Source organism: Microcoleus sp. CAWBG58 (assembly GCF_020883045.1).
GTDB lineage: Bacteria > Cyanobacteriota > Cyanobacteriia > Cyanobacteriales > Microcoleaceae > Microcoleus.
On the sequence record NZ_JAHRFA010000062.1, the window covers coordinates 14,325 to 33,784 of the forward strand.

Below are 19,460 nucleotides of genomic sequence, written 5' to 3' on the forward strand. Positions count from 1 at the left end.
TCCTCTAATCAAAAGGATACGCCAGTTATGAGCGATCGAAGCACTGTTAGACCCGTTGAGATTCTGCTGATTGAGGATTCGCCCAGCGACGCCGATTTGGCAATAGAAGCCTTCGGTCAGGGTAAAATATTGAATAACTTACATTTTGTGGAGGATGGAGTTGAAGCCATCAAGTTTTTACGCAAAACAGCACCCTATCTGGGCGTACCCCGTCCCGATCTAATTTTGCTGGATTTGAATCTGCCGAAAAAAAGTGGCGTTGAAGTGCTAGAAGAAATTAAAACTGACCCTAATTTAAAATTAATTCCTGTAGTGATTCTCACCACTTCAGCAGCTCCGGAGGATATTGCTAAGTCCTACTCGCTCCACGCCAACTGTTACATAACTAAGCCTGTAGACTTCGTACAATTTACTAAGGTAGTCAGGTTAATTGAGGAATTCTGGCTCGCAGTCGTCAAACTTCCTCTCAATTAAACAACAGATACTTCGCTGATAGCGAATATAATTTTTTTGATTGTTTTGAAATTCGGTATAGGAGGATTGACCCAGAATATTGGGGCTAAAGCTTCCCCCTAAATGGGGAAATTAAATAAAATGATTCATTCCTTCAATCTGCTTCTATTGATTGTAGGTTGCATCAGCGATTAACCTAATTTTTAGGTGGAGAGCCAAGAGAAGTGGCTGACGCACCCTACTACAAATGTGACTGTCAACTGTCAACTGTCATCGGCACTCTACTACAAATGTGACTGTCAACTGTCAACTGTCAACTGTCATCAGCACCCTACTACAAATGTGACTATCAAAAAAAATGTTTTTTGCATTCATTGAGATGCTCCCGCTGTGAACAGTCAACTGTGAACAGTCAACTGTCAACTGTGAACAGTCAACTGTCAACTGTGAACAGTCAACTGTCAACTGTGAACAGTCAACTGTCAAAAGTGGTTTGGAAGTGTTACCAAATAATAATTTTCAAGTTGAAAATGGCAAGGTCAAGAAAAAAAGTTTAAGCTGAGATTGATACGCCGTGAAAATGTTAAAGCCAAAAACCTCTAAGCTATGTGGATTAAGATTCTGTTAGTAGAAGACAATCCCGCTGATGCTGATTTGCTTGCAGAACTATTAGAAGTATCTGGGGGCGTCCAGTGGGAACTCGTGTCTGTTGAGTTCCTGCATGAGGCGATCGCCCAACTGTGCAAACAAAACTTTGATATAGTATTGCTCGACCTTTCTTTGCCAGACAGCCGCGGTTTGGAAACGCTAACTCGCCTGCGAGAAGTGGCCCCCGATACAGCAATGGTGGTGATGACAGGCTTGGACGATGAGGCTATAGCCCTGGAATCAGTTCGCTTGGGAGCTCAAGATTACATTGTTAAAGGTCAAATTACTACTCCATTATTAGTGCGGACTATCCGCTACGCGATCGAACGATCGCAAACCTTCCAAATGCTGCGGGAAAGCGAGCGACGTTTTCGGGCGATTTTTGACTCTTCGTTTCAACTCACCAAGCTGCTGACTCCCGAAGGAGTCGTGCTGGAAGTCAACGAGACAGCCCTCGATTTTGCCGGAGTGCGATCGCAAGATATAGTCGGCCGCCCGATTTGGCAAATGGCGATTTGGCCTCAAACCCGAAATTTTTACGAACAACTACAATTTGCGATCGCCAAAGCCAGCCGCGGCGAGTTTTTCCGCAGCGAAATCGACTTGTTAGGCAAAAACGGCCAAATAGTCACAGTTGATTTCTCACTCAAACCTGTTAAAAATGAGACAGGACAAGTTTTGCTGCTGATTGCTGAAGCCCGCGACATTAGCGATCGCAAACGCGCAGAAGCTGAAATTCTCAAAGCCCTCGCACGAGAAAAAGAACTTTCCGAACTGCGAGCCAAATTTGTCACCATGGTTTCCCACGAATTCCGCACCCCCCTGACAACCATCCAATTTTCCGCTGGATTGCTCCAAGATTACAGCGCTAAGTGGTCAGAAGAAAAAAAATCCACTCATTTTGTGCGGATTCAACTAGCCATCAAACGCATGACAGAGTTATTAGAAGATATCCTCGTAATTGGCAAAATAGAAGCAAACACCTTACCATTTCAACCGACTTCCTTAAACCTCGAAAAATTTTGCCGTCACCTCGTAGAAGAACAGCAGCTCAACGATAGCAACCAACATCCGATCGCCTTTATACATGAAGGCGGCAACTCCGACGCTCAAATGGATGAAAAACTGCTGCGGCAAATGTTGGGAAACATCCTCTCAAATGCCATCAAATATTCCCCCGCCGGCAGTTCAGTTTCCTTGCGACTCAATTGTCAAAACGGCAAAGCTGTTTTCCAGGTTCAAGACCAGGGCATCGGGATTCCCCAAGCCGATATAGAGCGGATCTTAGAAACTTTTTACCGAGCTACAAATGTCGGCACTATTTCGGGAACAGGTCTCGGTTTAGCAATTGTGAAAAGAGCCGTGGAACTTCACGACGGCAAACTGGCGATCGAGAGTCAAGAAGGAAAAGGCACAACTTTCACTATTACCTTACCTTTAATTTGTGCCAGCCAATAAGCTGCTGCGCCAGAGAGAGAGGGAGAGGAAGAGAGGGAGAAGGAGAGAGGGAGAGAGGGGGGAGAGGAGTTGATTAATTTTAATAGTTCATTCAAATATATAGCCGTTCTCATAAAGATGAGGTATGTCAAATTCTGCTACGATCGTCGGATTGAGAACACACACGCGCCCAGAGCCTCTTTACCGGAGTTTAACCTCATAAAGCTTATAGGAGGAAACAAACTATCGATTATCAATTACCAATTACCAATTACCCATTACCAGACATACATCATTTTTTGGAGAAAGGTTATACAATTTAAATGCAGTCCAGCTTCACGACTAAATTGTCAACTATAAGCATCCGCCACTTAACGCTCAGTTAATAACACAAACAAACAAATTTGTCAAGTGTCCTCACACAGATTTTTTGCAACAACTACTAACGAAAAGGAGCAATAACCGTGGCAAAGATTTTAGTAATAGAAGACGAAGAATCGATTAGAGAAAACATTTTAGAGTTGCTGGAAGCCGAGAATTTTGAAGGCATTGGAGCGAACGACGGTAAAGTCGGCATCAAATTGGCGATCGCACAAATCCCCGATTTAATTTTGTGCGACATGATGATGCCGGAAATTGACGGTCACGGCGTCCTCAAAGCTTTGCGTTCCGACCCCATAACTGCCACAATTCCGTTTATTTTCCTCACAGCCAAAGCCGATAAAAGTGACATTCGCACTGGCATGGAAATGGGAGCAGACGATTACATTACTAAGCCTTGTACGCCACAAGAACTGCTAAAAGCAATTGCTATTCGACTTGATAAACAGAAAACAATTAGCAAGAAATCTCAAAAAACCCTAGACGAATTACGCATTAATATTAGTATGTCGCTCCCCCACGAATTGCGGACTCCTTTGAATGCTATTCTGGGCTTTTCCGAGTTAATTTTGTCAGAATATCAGGTGTTCGAGGATTCAGACATCTTAGAAATGATCGGTCAAATTAACACTTCAGGTCATCGCTTGTATCGGCTGATTCAGAACTTTTTGCTGTATGCAGAACTTGAGATAGCAGGCACAAATCCCGAACTGCTAAAAGAAATGCGCTGTAGCCAATTTAGCTGCGTACAATCTTTGCTCACTCAAAAAGCGCTCCAGCAAGCGAAACAGGTGAATAGAACAGACGATTTACAATTAAATTTGCAGGATGCGTCGGTAGCTATTGATTCTATGAGACTTACAAAAATTGTTGAGGAACTGCTGGACAATGCCTTCAAATTTTCTTTAGAAGGAACGCCAGTTTTCTTAAGCACTTTCGTAGAAAATGAGACTTTTATTCTGTCTGTCAAAGACCAAGGCCGCGGCATGACTCCCGATCAGATTGCACAGCTAGAAGCTTACAGGCAGTTCGATCGCAAACTTTACCAACAACCAGGTTTGGGATTGGGCTTGGCCATTGTTCAACGCCTAGCAGAATTGCACGGAGGACAATTTAAAATAGAAAGTTTGCCACAGCAAGAAACAATTGTTTCCGTTTTCCTGCCAATCTAAACAATTTGAGATTTGAGATTTGAGATTTGGGGATGATTTAGTGGAGCGGGGTTGAGATCGGGAGCATCTCATTCTTGCAAACAGACAATCTCTCCGGCTAACAAAGCTTATGGAGGAGCGATCGCCCGTTTCACACATCGGTGCATATAAATTTGAGCTACCTTATCCCCAGGATTGACTTGCAAGCACGCCGAAAACAATCTTGTAGCTTCGAGAAATTTGTCACTATTGTAGAAAACCAAACCTTGCTCAAACATTGTCTTTGTATCTAACTTTTTCTGCCGCAACTCGGGCGGATCGGCCGTAAATACTTCATAAACCGTTACCATGCGCGATTTGCCTTTGACTGTAACGCGATCGATCAACCTAAAATCATAAACATCATTTAACTGTACAAAAGTATTGTGAGTAATTAACATCGAAACTCCATACTCTTTCGTCAAACTTTCCACACGGGAAGCCAAATTAACCGCATCGCTAATCACCGTGCTATCCATCCGACTTTGGCCGCCAACCGTGCCTAACATCAAAGAACCCGTATTGATGCCAATGCCAATTTGCAGCGGCGCGCGATCGGGCCGACTGCGACTCATATTATACTCGTTAAGCTGCTCTAGCATTGCAATTCCAGCTTTCACCGCATCGTCCGCACTGCCATTAAACAGCGCCATAATCGCATCGCCAATATATTTATCAATAAACCCAAAATTTTCAGTAATTGCCGGTTCCATCCGCGACAAATAAGCATTAATAAATTGAAAATTTTCTTCAGGACTCATCTGTTCTGAAAGAGCCGTGAAATTCCGAATATCTGAAAACAACACCGACATTTCTTTCTGCACCTGATCGCCTAATTTTACGTCCAGAATACTTTCATATCCGAGAAAGTGGAGAAATTGGTGCGGCACAAACCGCCCGTAAGCATCTGTTAATTTTTCTTCCGCTGCCAAAGCTTTTTCCAGCTCGTTTGTAAATTGGCGGCGCTCGGTTTCCACCTGTTGACGCTCTGTGATATCTTGAAAAACTGCGATCGCGTAAACAATGTTTTTCCGTTCGTCGTAGATTGGAGTCGCCCAAATCTCGATCGGCACAATCCTCTCCGGGCGGTGAATTTCTGCATCATCAGAGTGCACCACTTCCCCCCGCAGCGCCCGCACAATCGGTTGTCTCTCGCTTGGATAAAGCTCATTAGTTCCGGCGCAGTAAGTTTGATAAACTTCCGGCAAAGTGCTAGGAATAACATCAGAAACCAAGCCTTTGCCAAGTATTTTCTCAGCCCAAGAATTCATGTAACAAGGTTTCCCAATACCATCAACCACAAATATACCCACCGGCACCGCTTCCAGCAATTGAGTCAGCCGATTTTCGCTTTCTAACAGCGCTTCATTGAACTTTTCTTCAGCTATCAAAGCTTTTTCCAAATCATTCGTAAACTTCAGGCGTTCCGCATCTACAAGTCTTCGCAAAGTAATATCCTCAGCAAAACCCTGGTAGTAAAGCAGTTCACCCCTAGCATCAAAAACAGTACGCGCATCCTCAGAAATCCAGATAATACTGCCATCTCGGCGGTAAACTTCCGACTCAAACTCAGACACAGTACCGTACTGTTCCATCAACGCAAAAAACTCTTGACGGCGGTGCGGTTGCACGTACAATTGCCGCTGAATCTCATTAACACTTGCCATCAATTCTTCAGGGGAATCATAGCCGTAGATTTGAGCGAGAGCAGGATTAGCGCTAATCAAAGTTCCGTCAGGTGCAGTCTGAAAAATACCTTCGAGAGCATTTTCAAATATCCGGCGATACTTCTCTTCAGCTTGCACCAGCGCTGCTTCAGCTTGCTTGCGTTCCGTAATATCAGTAAAAGCAATAATCCCGTAGCAAATATCCCCGAGAGAATCATAAATAGGAGTCGCCCAACTCTCCACCGGAATCACCTTATTACCAGTCCGAATTTCTACACCCTCAGTCCGCACACTTTCGCCCCGGAGTGCCTGCATAATTGGCAATTCTTCCACAGGACATCTCTGATTAGTTCCGGCTTTATAGAATTGATAAATTGCTGCTTTCTGCTCCGAATTAATATGGGGCACAGTGCCTTTCCCAAATACATCCCGCGCCTTTTGATTAGCATAAAAAGATTGACCGTTCGCATCAAGCACGCACACGCCCAACGGCATCGCTTCCAGGTATTGCGTCAACCGACTTTCGTTTTCGTGGAGTTTAGCAATCAGCATCGCCTGCTTGCGGTTTAATCTTGCCAACTCCTGATTCATTTCCTGAAGTTCTATTTGTTTTTCAGCTAATTGTTTATCTTGAAAATATCTGTAGATTGCCTCAGTAACAGTTAATTTTAAATCATCGGTTTGCCAAGGCTTAGGTATGTATCGGTACAATTTAGCATAATTAATAGCATTGGCTACCGCCTCCAAATTAGCCTGCCCCGTCAGCATAATCTTGAGAGTTCTCGGCGAGATGGCATGAACGCTTCTCAATAGCTCGTCTCCTTTCATATTCGGCATGATATGATCGGAAATAATCAAAGGAACTTCATACTGTTCTGCTAAAAGTTCAGACAGCAATTCCAAAGCTTCTTCGCCGCTTTGGGCAGTTTCAATTAAATATTTATCTTCAAAGGCTTTTAGCAGGTCTATTTCCAGACTATCGAGTATAGTCTGCTCATCATCCACACAAATAATTACAGGTTTTTTCATAACTTTGCTAGACCAGACTTAATCGCTTCAATTAATTCTTGATTTTGCCAAGGTTTTTGTATAAAAGCATGAAGATTGGCTTGAGATTTTGTGCGTTCAATTGCTTCTTTTTCCGCTTGTCCCGTCAGCATAACTGTCACAATCTGCGGATATTTTTGATGAATTTTAATCAGCAACTCATCTCCTTTCATTCCAGGCATCAACCAATCAGAGACAATAACTAGAATGTTAACCTCATCTTCACACAGCTCTTCAATAATCTCCAGTGCTTCGGCAGCACTTTCAGCAAATTCGCAAAGATATTTACCCTTAAATGCATGTTGCAGTTCAATTTCCAGACTTTCCAACACCGCTACTTCATCGTCAACACACAAAATTGCTGGTTTAGACATCGCTAGTTTCCTCCTTTCGTCTGGCAGGGTGAACCCGGATGGGCAGCACGCCGTTTTCCAAATTCTACATTCCGCGCGCCTAGACTGCAAATTTTTAGCCCCAGATTTCAGTCTGGTGTTTTACCTACTCAATTAAATTAATCGGCAAAGACACTGTAAATGCAGTTTGACCGGGCACCGACTCCACATCAATTGTACCCTGATGTTTTTTAATGATTTTTTTGACAATATCCAATCCTAATCCGCTGCCTTCTCCCGCTGGTTTGGTCGTAAAAAACGGCTCAAAAATTTTCGGCAAAATCTCCGGTGAAATTCCAGCGCCGCTGTCGGTAATTTTTACGGCAAAGTTGGTATCTTGCTCCCAGGCGTCAATTGTTAAAGTTCCTTGATTGTCCATCGCTTGTAAGGCATTGTGAATTAAATTTGTCCAAACTTGATTGAGTTCGTCGGGATAACACAATACCGGAGGCAATTGAGCTTGATAGTTTCTGACGATTTCTACACCTTGTTTTAGCTGGTTCTGATAAAGAGTTAATACAGTTTCAATTCCATCAGTGATATTCACTTCTAGTTTATCCCCATGCACATCGTAACGCGCATAATTTTTGAGGGCAAAAACGACTTTTGCAGCGCGTTCTGTAGCGGTAGCGATGGTTCTGGCGCTTTTTTGAATACTAGCAAAATCGTAGGCGGTTTTGATAATATTTTCGCCGTCAGGGTCTTTGAGCAACGGCACGAATTCTTGCACATTTCCTTGCAATCCGATATTGACTAAAATGCTAGCAAGGCTGTCAGCATTATCAATCCCTTCCGCATCTAGTTGCTGCTTCACGCCTCTTTTAAATTCCCGTTTTTCTCGCGTAGATAAAGAGTAAGTTTGTTGGCGGGAACTGTACATCAAACTCAAAAAATCGTGCTGGCGTTCGGCAGACAGTTCTTTAAAAAAAACTGGCAAACTGTCGAGATTGTTATCCAAAAAGCCGGTAATATTCCCAATAGACGATCGAATCGCCCCTAGCGGCGTATTAATTTCGTGAGCAATGCCTGCAATCAGTTGCCCTAAGGCAGCCATTTTTTCCGATTGAACTAATTGCTCCTGAGTTGCTTGCAGTTGCTCTAAAGTTATTGTCAGTTCATCGTTTTTCTGTTTGAGTTTTTTTTGTAAGTGGCACATTGCTAAATGGGTTTCTACCCTAACTAATACCTCTTCCATCTGAAAGGGTTTGGTAATATAATCAACTCCGCCCACAGCAAAAGCTTTAACCTTATCTAGTACGTCATTTATCGCGCTGATAAAAATCACCGGAATGTCGCGAGTGCGTTCATCAGCTTTAATTTTTTCGCAAACTTCATACCCGTTCATTTCGGGCATCATAATATCCAGCAAAATCAAATCGGGAGGCATACCTTGTGCGGCCGAAAGTGCTAACTCGCCGCTCGGTACGGGGCGGACTTTATAGCCCTTGCCATTCAAAATTCCGGCTAGCAGTCGCAAATTCGCTGGGGTATCGTCCACTACTAAAATATTACCGGGAGGGGTACTAGGAATGTCATTATTCATGTGAGCTTGCTTGAGAGATTAACTTTAAAACTTTGTCGTACTCGAAATTTTCTATACAATTGGCGATCGCAGCAGCAGTTGCTGTATCCTTTAATCTAATTTGGTCGATCGCACTCTCAATGAAATCCATATCCACTTTCAGTATCGCCAGCTTTAAATCAGCTACCAGCGACTCAGGCAATTTCAGGAAGTCAGCCGCAGTCATTTCGCGATCGCGCTCTTTGACTGCCGATGAGTTAGCTTGCCCCGGATCTTCATAAATATAGCGTACTCCGATATGTTTGTGCATAGCGTCGAAAATATCGGCTTCCCGGAAAGGTTTCCGCATAAAAGCATCGCAGCCTGCCGACAAAATTACAGCCCGTTCTTCCTCCAAAACGCTCGCAGTCAGCGCAATAATAGCAGTAGCTTGACCTTTAATAGTGCCTTTAATGTATTGTGTTGCTTCGTAGCCATCCATCACGGGCATTCTCATGTCCATCCAAATTAAATGCGGCTCCCAACTATCCCAAATGTCAATAGCTTTTTGACCGTTAGTAGCTTCTTTTAGTTCAAAACCCAGAGGATTGAGAAGTTTAATTAACAATTGACGGTTGAGCGGTTTATCATCTACTATCAAAATTCGATAGGGGTGTTGGTTGGGTTCCAGAGCAATCACATGGCGAGTCGGTTTTTTGCTTTCAATATCAGCCGCATCAACAGCCAAAACTTGGATATCAAACTTAAAATTAGTTCCCTTCCCGACAGTAGAATTTACGCTCATTTCGCCACCCATTAATTCCACAAATTTGCGACTAATTGGCAATCCCAAGCCTGTACCTTCTTGGGAATCTTTGCCTGCCTGGGTTTGCACGAAAGCTTCAAAAAGATTGTCTAATTCATTGGCGGCAATACCTGGACCAGTATCTTCGACTTCAAAATGAATAAAGAAAGACGAGGCAGAAGCTGAACCGTCATTGTGGGTTTTATAACTCGCATTTTCTGACATAGTTAAATGTGGAAAATTAATGCCATTACTAGCCTCATCTTCGGTATGTTTGTAGGTTTTTGATACAGAATTATTTACTGATTTTTTATGTTGATTTTGGCTGGTTGAATCCTTGCTAGCTCTGACACAAACACCGCCATATTCTGTAAATTTAAGAGCGTTATTTAGCAGATTAATTAATATTTGCCGCAATTTTAACTCGTCAGTTTCTACGTATTGCGGTAAGTCGGGACTGCGCTCGAAAACTAACTGCAAATGCTTGTCATCTGCTTTGAGTTGAAACATATCGTCCAAGTCGTGTAGCAGGCGATAGAGGTCGAATTTTTTCGGATTGAGGGTGGTGCGCCCCGATTCGATTTTAGATAAATCGAGCACGTTATTAATCAGGGTGAGCAGGTGTTCTCCGCTGCTGCTAATTATGCTAAGATTTTCTTGGTGTTCTCGGGATAGAGTTTGGCTGCGAGTCATCAGTTGGGAAAAGCCAAGAATTGCATTGAGTGGCGATCGCAATTCGTGACTCATGTTAGCCAGAAAGGCACTTTTAGCTTGATTGGCTACTTCCGCTTTGTCCTTGGCTACAGCCAATTCGGCAGTCCGCTCTTGCACTCGGTGTTCTAAAGTTGCAAAAGATTGTTGCAGTTGTTGAGCCATGCTGTTAAATGACTTGGCTAATTCTCCCAATTCGTCGGAACGTTCGCTTTCTACTGTGGTATCCCATTCGCCTTTAGCAATATTTTTAGCTGCTGTATTTAAGCGCAAAATTGGATTTGTCACCCACCGAGAAGTCTGAATGCCGATAACTACAGCTATGGCTAAAGCTGCCAAACAAAGCCAAATTGTCATGCGAGTATTGGCATCGATTTGTTCGGTGAAATCTGCTTCAGGAACAACTACCACAATCAGCCAGTCCAAACCTTTGCCGTCTTGGAAAGGTAGAATGTTGACAAATTGTCGCTTGCCGTCTATTTCAAAATTCAAGAGATAGGAACTTTTAATTTCCTTTAATTGCTGAAACCGAACTGCTACATATTTAGCTGTAGCTTGAGTCGAGGGGTCAATACTCTCTTCTGCTTTGAACAGTTCTTTTTTATTATTGTCTTTGGTACGGAATGGTTGTTCGACAGTTGAAGTCGCCAGTAATGTACCATTTTTTTCGATAATAAATGCTTGCCCAGTTTTGCCAATTTTGAGACTGTTTAAAAATCTCCCAATATGGTCGAGACGCAAGGCAGAAATTAATACTCCTTGTAGCTGATTGTTGTCGTATACGGGTTGGAGCGCGCTGAGTATTAAGGTCGGTTCTAGAAACGAAATATAAACGGAACTCCAAGTTGGTTGGCCGACATTAGCCGCATTTTGGTACGAAGGATGTTCGCGGATGTCAAAGTTTTTGACAACTGTTGTTACGGTAGTGCGATCGCCTGTATTATTAGTATTGTAAGAATAAAAATCAAAACCTGTAGATTTGCCTGACAAATTAATCATTAGAGAGCCATTTGACAGTTTTTCTCCGGTTCGATAGTCTCCTTTCTTGTTGCCAACGGAGGTAAAATTGATATAGGGATATAATTGGACTTGCCGCCAAAGATATTTCTCCCAATCTGATAAGTTTTCCATCTTTAACAACCCGAGTTTGACAGCATCCAGCTTGCTTTGATTGATTTGATGGGGAGTAGTCAGGTAAACTTGCAGGTTTTGCTCGACACGCAAACTGACTTCGCTCATTAACTGACCTGCAAGGTTATTAACTGCTTTTTGTCCGTTTCTAAAGGAGAGATATCCTACGAGTCCCACGGCTGCGACGATTTGCAGCACAAATGGAACTATGATAACTGTTCGCAGTGCTAATTTATCTAACATTTTATCAATCATAAGATTCAGAGGTTTGGTGAACTTAGCCTAGAACCGTTCTTGGAGAGCTTATCTTAACAGCAGCGCCATCTACTACCTACTAGCTAGAGGAAATTGATGCGGGCTGTATTAGCTGTGGTAGACGCTGAACCGCGATCGAATGTGAGCCTAATCTTTGCTTAGATTAAAGTATATTATTTTACCCATTGTCCTATTATTTTGACGATAATTGTCAAAATTTGCCGTCTCAGGCTGCGAGAAGTGCCTGATACACGATACGCGCGGGCGAGTAGAACCCGCATCGGCCCAGCGGTTTGGAGAGGGTCGATCGAATTTGCTCGATCGACTAGCCATTTTCGACAAGACGTGTTATACTAAAAAAACGTTGAGGGCACGTAGCTCAGTGGATAGAGCATCAGGTTCCGGTCCTGAGGGTCGGGGGTTCAAATCCCTCCGTGCTCACTGAAATTAATAAAAAGATCGATCGTTCGCGATCGATCTTTTTTATGACCAATGTTCAACAGTTGACAGTTGACAGTTGACAGTTGACAGTTGACAGTTGACTCCCAGAGAGCGACCTCTACCTACAAGGAAGAAGATTGGAGTAATAAATAGTCTGATTTGAATTTCTCCCAATCGGGGTTGGGGCTTTCAACCAATTCTTCCTGGTAAAGGAGTTCTGGCTGTGCGGGCGATTTCAGAACGCAGCAGCGCGCACCGCGCACCCTACAACAGACTGCTGACTGTTACATATCGTCATCGTCTTGACCTTGGACGCCCTGGAGAATCCGGGATAACTCACTCTTCTCATTAACCGAAATCCGAGTTGGAGAACCGCTGATTATCCGTTCGTAGCCGCGGAACGAATCTTTAATTTGTGGGCCTCTTTCAGTAATCGTGTATTCTCGAATCCCTTTGTCGTGCCACGAACCGCGCATCTTAAACACATTAATTGCCCGCGACATTTCGCCTCGAATCTCTACATACTGAAGCATGATAATCGTGTCAGTAATCGTAGAAATATGGGAGTCCGTAATCGAATGAGAACCCATAAACTGGTCGCTGGTATTCGTGAAAAAGCCGGTGATTTCTTCCTGCTTCGCAAAACCTGTCACCCCAATCACAAATTGTCTGAAAGCATTATTGCTGACACCCCTAGCTAGGGCTGAAAGCGAGTCTATGGCAATTCGAGAAGGTTTGAACTCAGCAATTTCTGATTTAATCGTCTGCAAGTGGTCTTCCAAGCCCGCAGATTCGGGGTAAGTACACAGCAACTTCAGCAGTCCTTTGTGTTCCATTTCCTCAAAATCAATGCCCCAAGAATAAGCATTGCGGAACAACTGAGCTCGCGACTCTTCATAGGCAAAAAGTAATGCCCGGTTGCCGTTCATACAAGCATTCTGCAAGAACTTGCTTACCAACAGGGTTTTACCGGTTCCCGTCGCACCGGTAGCCAAAATAATCGAGTCTTTAAAGAAACCGCCGCCGCACATCTCGTCGAGAGTTTTATCGCCGGAAGAAACCCGCACGTTAGAAGACTTTTGAGTTAATCGCATGGCCCCCAAGGGGAAAATATTAATGCCATCATTGGTCATAGTAAAAGGATATTCACCCTTCATGTGAGTTGTACCGCGCAACTTCAAAATTTCGATGGTGCGGCGGCGGCGTTCGCCTTCCAAGACGTTGCGAACAATCACGACATTATCTGACACAAACTCTTCCACTCCAAACCGCGCTACCGGGCCGTATTCTTCAACCCGTTCGGTAGTCATAACTGTAGTTGCGCCTACTTGTTTGAGGCGCGCAACTAAGCGAAAGATTTCTCGGCGCACCACAGATGCAGCTTCGTACTGCTGAAATACGGCTGTTACTGAATCTATAGAAACGCGCTTGGCTTTGTACTTGCGAATGGCGTACTGAATTCGCTCGATTAAAGCAGATAAATCAAAGTTTCCCACAATATCCTGACCTTCGGGATCGGGGGAAGCGTCTAAAATAAATAGCTTGCCTTCATCGATTAGCCGTGCCAAATCCCAACCGAAACTGCAAGCATTTTTAATAATATCTGTCGGAGATTCTTCAAAAGTTACGAGCACTCCAGGTTCGTCAAAATGGGTGATTCCGTTATATATAAATTGTACGGCAAATAAAGTTTTTCCCGTTCCTGACGTGCCGCTGACGAGGGTGGTTCTGCCGATCGGCATTCCGCCGTGACTGATGTCATCGAAACCCTCAATCATTGTGCGAATTTTTTCAACGCCTGCCGTTACCAATCCGGATGGTTGCACCGTTTGACTAATTTCATTCATGTCGATTTTTGTCAACTCTCAGTATTCTTTAGTTGTCACTCATTAACCCCAGCTCATGAGTCTTTATACCCAGTTTGTAGTTTGGGCTCTTGGTCAATAAGTAATGACTGCTGACTGCTGATTAATGACTGTCTTCTGATTATCTTATGAATTCAGGTCTTCTTCACGAAGTTCTTCATAGAGTAAATCTAATCCTATCAGAACTTTCTCGCGATCGGACAAATCGCCGATAATTTTTCGCACCGGCGGCGGCAGGATTTTCGCTAGGGTGGGGGTTGCTAGAATTTTGTCCTCTTCTGCTAGCTGAGGATTTTTGAGAACGTCTATGACTTTCAGGGCATAGACTCCTTGAAATTCCTGTTCTAGGATGTCTTTTAGGGTTTTCAAAGCTCGCACTGAGTTCGGAGTATTTCCGGCAACGTACAGCTTCAGAATGTAGGTTTTCTTCAGAGGACTCATGAACTTTTTTAAATGTTGAGTGTTAGTTGACAGATGTTAGTTGTAGTTGTTATTGGTCTTGAATCCGCTGTTCTTTGTTATTTTATAATAATTTCAGCCTCTGTCTAGCCCTGCCGAATGTCTTCTCCTTTCTAGTTTGTTAAATTTTGCCTTCCTTTTTCCTTCTTGCTTCTTGCTTCTTGCTTTTGCCAGAAAGAATTGGTTTAAAGCCGGAGCCCTTGTAGGGAGAAATTAAAATCAGACTATTCATTACTCCAATCCTCGGACTTCCAGGTAGAGGTGGCCCTCATCCCTTCGACTGCGCTTGGGGGTAAGCTGTCAACTGTCAACTGTCAACTGTCAACTAAACTTGAGATGTCTCTTTGGGAATGGATCGCCTGTACATTTCGCACAGATGAGCGATCGCGTCAATCAGAGTCAAGCGGTAATCGAGCAATATTTCCTCGCTGCGGCCTTCTAATTTTAGCTGTTTAGCAAATTCGTCCATCAATCCCATGTGAATTTCTACAATTTGAGTCACGGAAACGTCGGCAAAAAAAGCCAAATTTACAAATTCATCGATTTGATTGTTGACCGCAGTATCTTCAGAAAAATAATGCAAAACGATGTCGCGATAACTTGACTTGAGTTGCTCCAGAAACTTTTGCTTCTCTTCTCCCGAAAGATTTCGCAAAAAAATCTGAGAATTTCTTTTATAATACACACCTAAGTATCCTAATCGCTCCCGTAATTTTTCCGCAAGTCGGCGCTGCTGTCGTTGGAGTAAACTTTGAGCAGTCAATTGGGCGGTGGCATCGACCCTTGGGGATTGGTCATTGACAGGAACCGGAGTAGAAAGTTTCAGAAATTGTGCGATCGCCCGATCGATACTTGTACCTAGGTCGCTCGATCTCGCGATTGGTAGTTGCACCTCAGCCGGGTGATAAAAAAAAGCACAACTTTGCTCTTGACTCTTCTCGGCGGTACTCGCCACGCCCTCCAAAGTATCTGAGGGTGGTGATTCTTGGCTGCCATCCCATGCCGGCTGGGGCAAAAAAATCACAGCAGGTAAAAAGAGCGATCGTTCTTGCAGCTTGCTCAAAAGCAATTGCAAATCCCTATCTACGTCATCTACGTCAAAAACCAAACAATCGAGGTGGTAATTGTGCTTGAGGAATCCCAAAAACTCCACCGCCGACTTAATGTGGGTTAACGTATAGCGTTCCCCGCTCAAAAGCTCGATCGCATCGCTGGCAAGTTTTTCAGAGCGGATAAAAATACCGATCGACAGTTGGGGCAGCAAACCTCTAGGTGAACTACCCAAGTTGCCCGAAAGTGCTGGATCGCTCAGAGTTGATATCTCCTTATATAATAAAATACTTAACATTTTAACAATCATTTAAACATTTATTGTAACCAATCTTAACTGCCAAATATGACGATCGGCTTTTAGCAGCGGGATCGTCAGAGTGTACTTATTGGCAGATGTGTCAAGCACCCCTATCCTGATTTCTGCAATTAAGCTTAAGCCTTAAAATAAGTGGTAGTTGCCTCAAATCAGGTGCAGGCATCAAATTTGCAGGTCTCGGTGCCACGACGGGACTCGATCGAGAACTGGTATAAAACTAAATAAGATACAAAAAATCGGCAGCTACGTTGGGTATCAAAAATATTACTGCTATCGATAGCAGACTCTCAGGTTTGTTATGTCAACCACCAGCCCCAGTCTCAAAAATTTTATCGAGTTAGTGCCCCTGTGCCTCCAAACGGCGGCGCTATCATCGCTACAGTCAATTTTCAGCCAGGGCAACTGCGATCGAATTGCAGTAGTCAACGAACAGCTACAACCCCTAGGATTAGTTTACCTGAGCAGCTTTTGGGTCTGGGCGATCGATCGCACAAACGACTGGGAGCAACCTTTGTCAGCAAGTTCGCTGCCGATAGAGCCGATCCGGGTAATCCCTGGGACTCTGAGCGTCAGCGAATTCTGGGAATATTTGCAAATAGAGGAACTTAACACCCCTGGGGAGTCTGGCCTTAGCGCCGGTGGTGGCTCCAAAAGCCCGATCGCCCTGACAGATGCCAGCGGGAAATTTTTAGGAATGCTAGAGTGTCAGAGCCTGCTGCAATTCGCCGCACTTAACAGCAGCCTGAGGCCCGAAGCCGCAGCAGTCAAAGAAATTGAATTAACCACGGTTTCCGCAGCCATCGCCACAGCCCTAGGATCTCAAGTGCGCTTCCTAGAAGCAGGATTGAAACCCTCGGAAAACCTCAACTCCCTAGTCCAACTCCTAGAAAAACTGCCCCTACCCCTGAGATTGCAAACTCCCACCGGCCAAATAGTCAGCCAAAACGCAGCGTGGCGGATTTTGCTGGGAGCTGGCCCAGATCCAGTTCCAGAACCAACGGCAAATTTGGGCAAACACTCGGCCCACAAAACAAGCCATGTAACAAAAGAATACAAGAGCGTGGAAGTAGAGGCCGTCACCTCTGAGTGCAGGAGCCTAGTAGGAGCAAGTCGATCGGGCGAGGGGCTGCGGGATAGCTTCGCCGCGCGTGATGGAACCGCAGCCACCAGTTGCCCGTTACCCCTGTACGCCGCCGCCTCCCCATCAACCTTAACCGCTCCAGCTTGGTGTCCCACCGCCGGCAAACCAGATACATATATTTGTGACTGTCCCGTACAAACTGGTCAAGAACGGATTTGGCAATTTGTCAAACAGCCACTCTCAAATCAACTAATTTTAGTAATGGGACAAGATGTCACCGAAGAACATTTAGTCGCCAAAGAACTAGCAGCAAAAAATGCAGATTTAATCCACCTCAACCGACTAAAAGACGAATTTTTATCCTGCATCAGCCACGAACTAAAAACCCCTCTCACCGCCGTCCTCGGTTTGTCCAGCCTCCTGAAAGATAAATTGATCGGAGAACTCAACGATCGCCAAACACGCTACGCCAAACTAATCCATCAAAGCGGGCGGCATTTGATGACAATAGTGAACGACATTTTAGACTTGACCCGCATGGAAACCGGGCAGCTAGAACTAATTCCGGAACCAGTCGAAATAGCAGCCACCTGCAAAAGAGCCTTTGAACAAGCAAAACAACTGCAACAGCAAGAAGAAAAATCACCTTCCCAGCCCAGCCAAACCAAGGGCGAAGCTTCTCAAGAAGAACCACCTGCGAAAATCGAATTTACACTCGAAATAGATCCGGGAGTGAGCTATTTAATTGCCGACGAACTAAGGCTGCGACAAATGCTCGTCAACCTCCTTTCCAACGCCCTAAAATTCACCGAAGCTGGCGGCAAAATAGGATTGAAAGTAAATGTTTGGGAAGGTTGGCTCGCCTTCACAGTTTGGGATACCGGCATCGGCATCCCGGCAGACAAACAGCACCTGATCTTTCAGAAATTTCAACAGCTAGAAAGCCCCCTCACCAGACGCTTTCAAGGAACCGGACTGGGACTGGTACTGACTCAACGGCTCGCCCGTCTCCACGGCGGAGACGTTTCGTTTATTTCCTCAGAAAACCAAGGCTCTCAATTTACATTGTTGCTGCCCCCAAATCCTCCGGGAAATAGCGGGGAAGAATTCCCAGCACATACAGGGAACGAGGAAGAATTATTCAAACCAAAATATCAGATTCCGATCGCCAATTATCGCTCTCGTTTAGTGTTAATAGTCGAAGCAGTTCCTAAATATATCGAAGATTTAAGCAAAGTCCTCTCTGGTTTGGGCTACCAAGTAATAGTCGCCCGTTCCGGCACCGAAGCGCTGGAAAAAGCTCGCAGGTTCAGTCCCGAAGCGATTTTCCTCAACCCGCTGCTGCCGCTGCTGTCCGGTTGGGACGTGCTGACGCTGCTGAAGAGCGATCCGGATACCCGATCGATTCCGGCGATCGTCACAGCCACCAGAGGCGAAAAAGAACGGGCTTCTGTCAACCGCGCCGAAGGCTTTTTGAGCTTGCCGGTGGAAGAAGCCGCTTTACGGCGGCTGTTGGCAGACTCGATCGGTCGCCCCGATGCCAGTACGAGCAAGGTGAGGAGTTCTTTAACCGTGTTGTGGCTCAGCCCGCAAAACAGTTCTTCTCAAGGTTCTGCTTTACTGCTCAACCCCAACTACTGCCGAGTTTTGGAAGCAGACGATCTCGGCCAAGCAGAACTCGTGGCCCGAATTTGGCGGCCCGATGCGATCGTCTTGGACAGTACGAGCCAACTGCAAAACGCCTTAGCTTTTATCGAACAGTTAAGTCTGTCTCGAAATTTGGGTTCTCTGCCCTTAGTGACTTTAGACCCCGTAACGACGCAACTAGCAAATCAAGTTAAAGGATTGTCGGTATTTCCCTGTTTGGCAGGCGGGAGTCCTGAAGGCGGTGAAACCTCAGAAACCGGGTTGGGGGCGTCTGCGTTGTGGCAAGTGATTCAAGTAGCTGCGGGCATGAGTTGGAAGCCCAGCATTTTATTTGCTGACATTTCGACTTTACCGGACTTGCACTGTACCACTCGGGGGAATCCGACGGGAGAATTGGCAAATGGCGATCGATCGACCAAAGCCGACATTCCCGTACCCCATGCCAAGTTTTCTACTCCCAACTTTCAAGCTTTGATTCAGTACATCCAAACCGCAGGCTTTCGAGGGGCGATCGCTCCCTGCTGGACAGAAGTTTTGCAGCAGTTGCAATATCAAAGCGTAGACTTAGTGTTGCTGTGCTTGCGCGATACTCCCTCAGAATCGTCCGCGATGCTGCAAGCGCTATCGAACCTGCGGCAAATGGCTGTCAAACTGCCAATTTTAGTCTGGGACGATCGCTCTGCTGTAAATTCGGAATCGGAGGCGATCGACTTTCTGCTGCAAGAAGTATCTGCCAAAATTTTGCCTTCTTCCTTGTCAGCAGCACAATTGTTAGACCAAATTAAACAGACTTTATTAACTAACTCAAATTCCTAAAATTGAATAATTTATCCGGTTCGTAGTGAAGACTTGAACCCGCAAAAAAAAACAGTGAATCAAAACTATTATTGAGTGGCAAAGGTAGGTAATGAAACCAGTCATTCCCCGGAAAACTCGGAGGACTAAAGTCCTGACTACAAACCGATTTTATGGTAGTTATT

General features: G+C 44.7%; 13 protein-coding genes and 1 tRNA gene. 6 read left to right on the forward strand and 8 right to left on the reverse strand.

Annotation, left to right across the window (positions count from 1 at the left end; all coding sequences use genetic code 11):
• Nucleotides 1-27: 27 nt before the first annotated feature.
• The 4 genes from QZ918_RS23590 to QZ918_RS23605 all read left to right on the forward strand — a co-directional run bounded on the left by QZ918_RS23590 (nucleotide 28) and on the right by QZ918_RS23605 (nucleotide 4,091).
• A complete protein-coding gene (locus QZ918_RS23590) occupies nucleotides 28-474 on the forward strand; it encodes a response regulator (protein ID WP_293175665.1) in 447 nt (148 codons plus the stop codon).
• Between the two features lie 186 nt (nucleotides 475-660).
• Nucleotides 661-831 (forward strand): hypothetical protein, encoded by a 171-nt coding sequence (locus QZ918_RS23595; RefSeq protein ID WP_293338911.1) that lies wholly within the window; start codon nucleotides 661-663, stop codon nucleotides 829-831.
• 228 nt (nucleotides 832-1,059) lie between these two features.
• Nucleotides 1,060-2,559, forward strand: coding sequence for a sensor histidine kinase (locus tag QZ918_RS23600; protein ID WP_293338914.1), 1,500 nt, complete (start codon nucleotides 1,060-1,062; stop codon nucleotides 2,557-2,559).
• 443 nt (nucleotides 2,560-3,002) lie between these two features.
• Nucleotides 3,003-4,091 (forward strand): hybrid sensor histidine kinase/response regulator, encoded by a 1,089-nt coding sequence (locus QZ918_RS23605; protein ID WP_293155919.1) that lies wholly within the window; start codon nucleotides 3,003-3,005, stop codon nucleotides 4,089-4,091.
• Between the two features lie 107 nt (nucleotides 4,092-4,198).
• Here the strand turns inward: QZ918_RS23605 and QZ918_RS23610 are convergent, their stop codons facing one another.
• The 4 genes from QZ918_RS23610 to QZ918_RS23625 all read right to left on the reverse strand — a co-directional run bounded on the left by QZ918_RS23610 (nucleotide 4,199) and on the right by QZ918_RS23625 (nucleotide 11,618).
• Nucleotides 4,199-6,805 carry a PAS domain S-box protein gene (locus tag QZ918_RS23610; protein WP_293338917.1) on the reverse strand — a complete coding sequence of 869 codons (2,607 nt, stop codon included), beginning with the start codon at nucleotides 6,803-6,805 and terminating at the stop codon, nucleotides 4,199-4,201.
• Nucleotides 6,802-7,197 (reverse strand): response regulator, encoded by a 396-nt coding sequence (locus QZ918_RS23615; RefSeq protein WP_293155925.1) that lies wholly within the window; start codon nucleotides 7,195-7,197, stop codon nucleotides 6,802-6,804. Before QZ918_RS23615 ends, QZ918_RS23610 begins: the two co-directional genes overlap by 4 nt.
• A 124-nt stretch (nucleotides 7,198-7,321) precedes the next feature.
• A complete protein-coding gene (locus tag QZ918_RS23620; protein ID WP_293338920.1) occupies nucleotides 7,322-8,758 on the reverse strand; it encodes a response regulator in 1,437 nt (478 codons plus the stop codon).
• Nucleotides 8,751-11,618 (reverse strand): hybrid sensor histidine kinase/response regulator, encoded by a 2,868-nt coding sequence (locus QZ918_RS23625; protein WP_293338923.1) that lies wholly within the window; start codon nucleotides 11,616-11,618, stop codon nucleotides 8,751-8,753. Before QZ918_RS23625 ends, QZ918_RS23620 begins: the two co-directional genes overlap by 8 nt.
• Nucleotides 11,619-11,986: 368 nt before the next feature.
• On the opposite strand from QZ918_RS23625, the gene QZ918_RS23630 reads away from it, so the two are divergent.
• Nucleotides 11,987-12,059 (forward strand) — tRNA-Arg (locus tag QZ918_RS23630).
• Nucleotides 12,060-12,101: 42 nt separating this feature from the next.
• Here the strand turns inward: QZ918_RS23630 and QZ918_RS23635 are convergent.
• From QZ918_RS23635 to QZ918_RS23650, 4 genes are all read right to left on the reverse strand, one after another.
• Entirely contained in the window at nucleotides 12,102-12,233 is a 132-nt protein-coding gene (locus tag QZ918_RS23635) for a hypothetical protein (protein ID WP_293338926.1), read from the reverse strand.
• Between the two features lie 110 nt (nucleotides 12,234-12,343).
• Nucleotides 12,344-13,906: a circadian clock protein KaiC gene (kaiC, locus tag QZ918_RS23640; RefSeq protein WP_293338929.1), complete on the reverse strand. Its 1,563-nt coding sequence runs from the start codon at nucleotides 13,904-13,906 to the stop codon at nucleotides 12,344-12,346.
• A 144-nt stretch (nucleotides 13,907-14,050) separates the two neighbouring features.
• Complete coding sequence (gene kaiB, locus QZ918_RS23645; RefSeq protein ID WP_265233654.1) at nucleotides 14,051-14,365, reverse strand: circadian clock protein KaiB; 315 nt, start codon at nucleotides 14,363-14,365, stop codon at nucleotides 14,051-14,053.
• A gap of 343 nt (nucleotides 14,366-14,708) precedes the next feature.
• Entirely contained in the window at nucleotides 14,709-15,647 is a 939-nt protein-coding gene (locus tag QZ918_RS23650; protein ID WP_293338955.1) for a circadian clock protein KaiA, read from the reverse strand.
• A gap of 403 nt (nucleotides 15,648-16,050) precedes the next feature.
• Between QZ918_RS23650 and QZ918_RS23655 the strand changes: the two genes are divergently transcribed.
• On the forward strand, nucleotides 16,051-19,296 hold the full coding sequence (locus QZ918_RS23655) for an ATP-binding response regulator (RefSeq protein WP_293338932.1): 3,246 nt from the start codon (nucleotides 16,051-16,053) through the stop codon (nucleotides 19,294-19,296).
• Nucleotides 19,297-19,460: the final 164 nt, after the last annotated feature.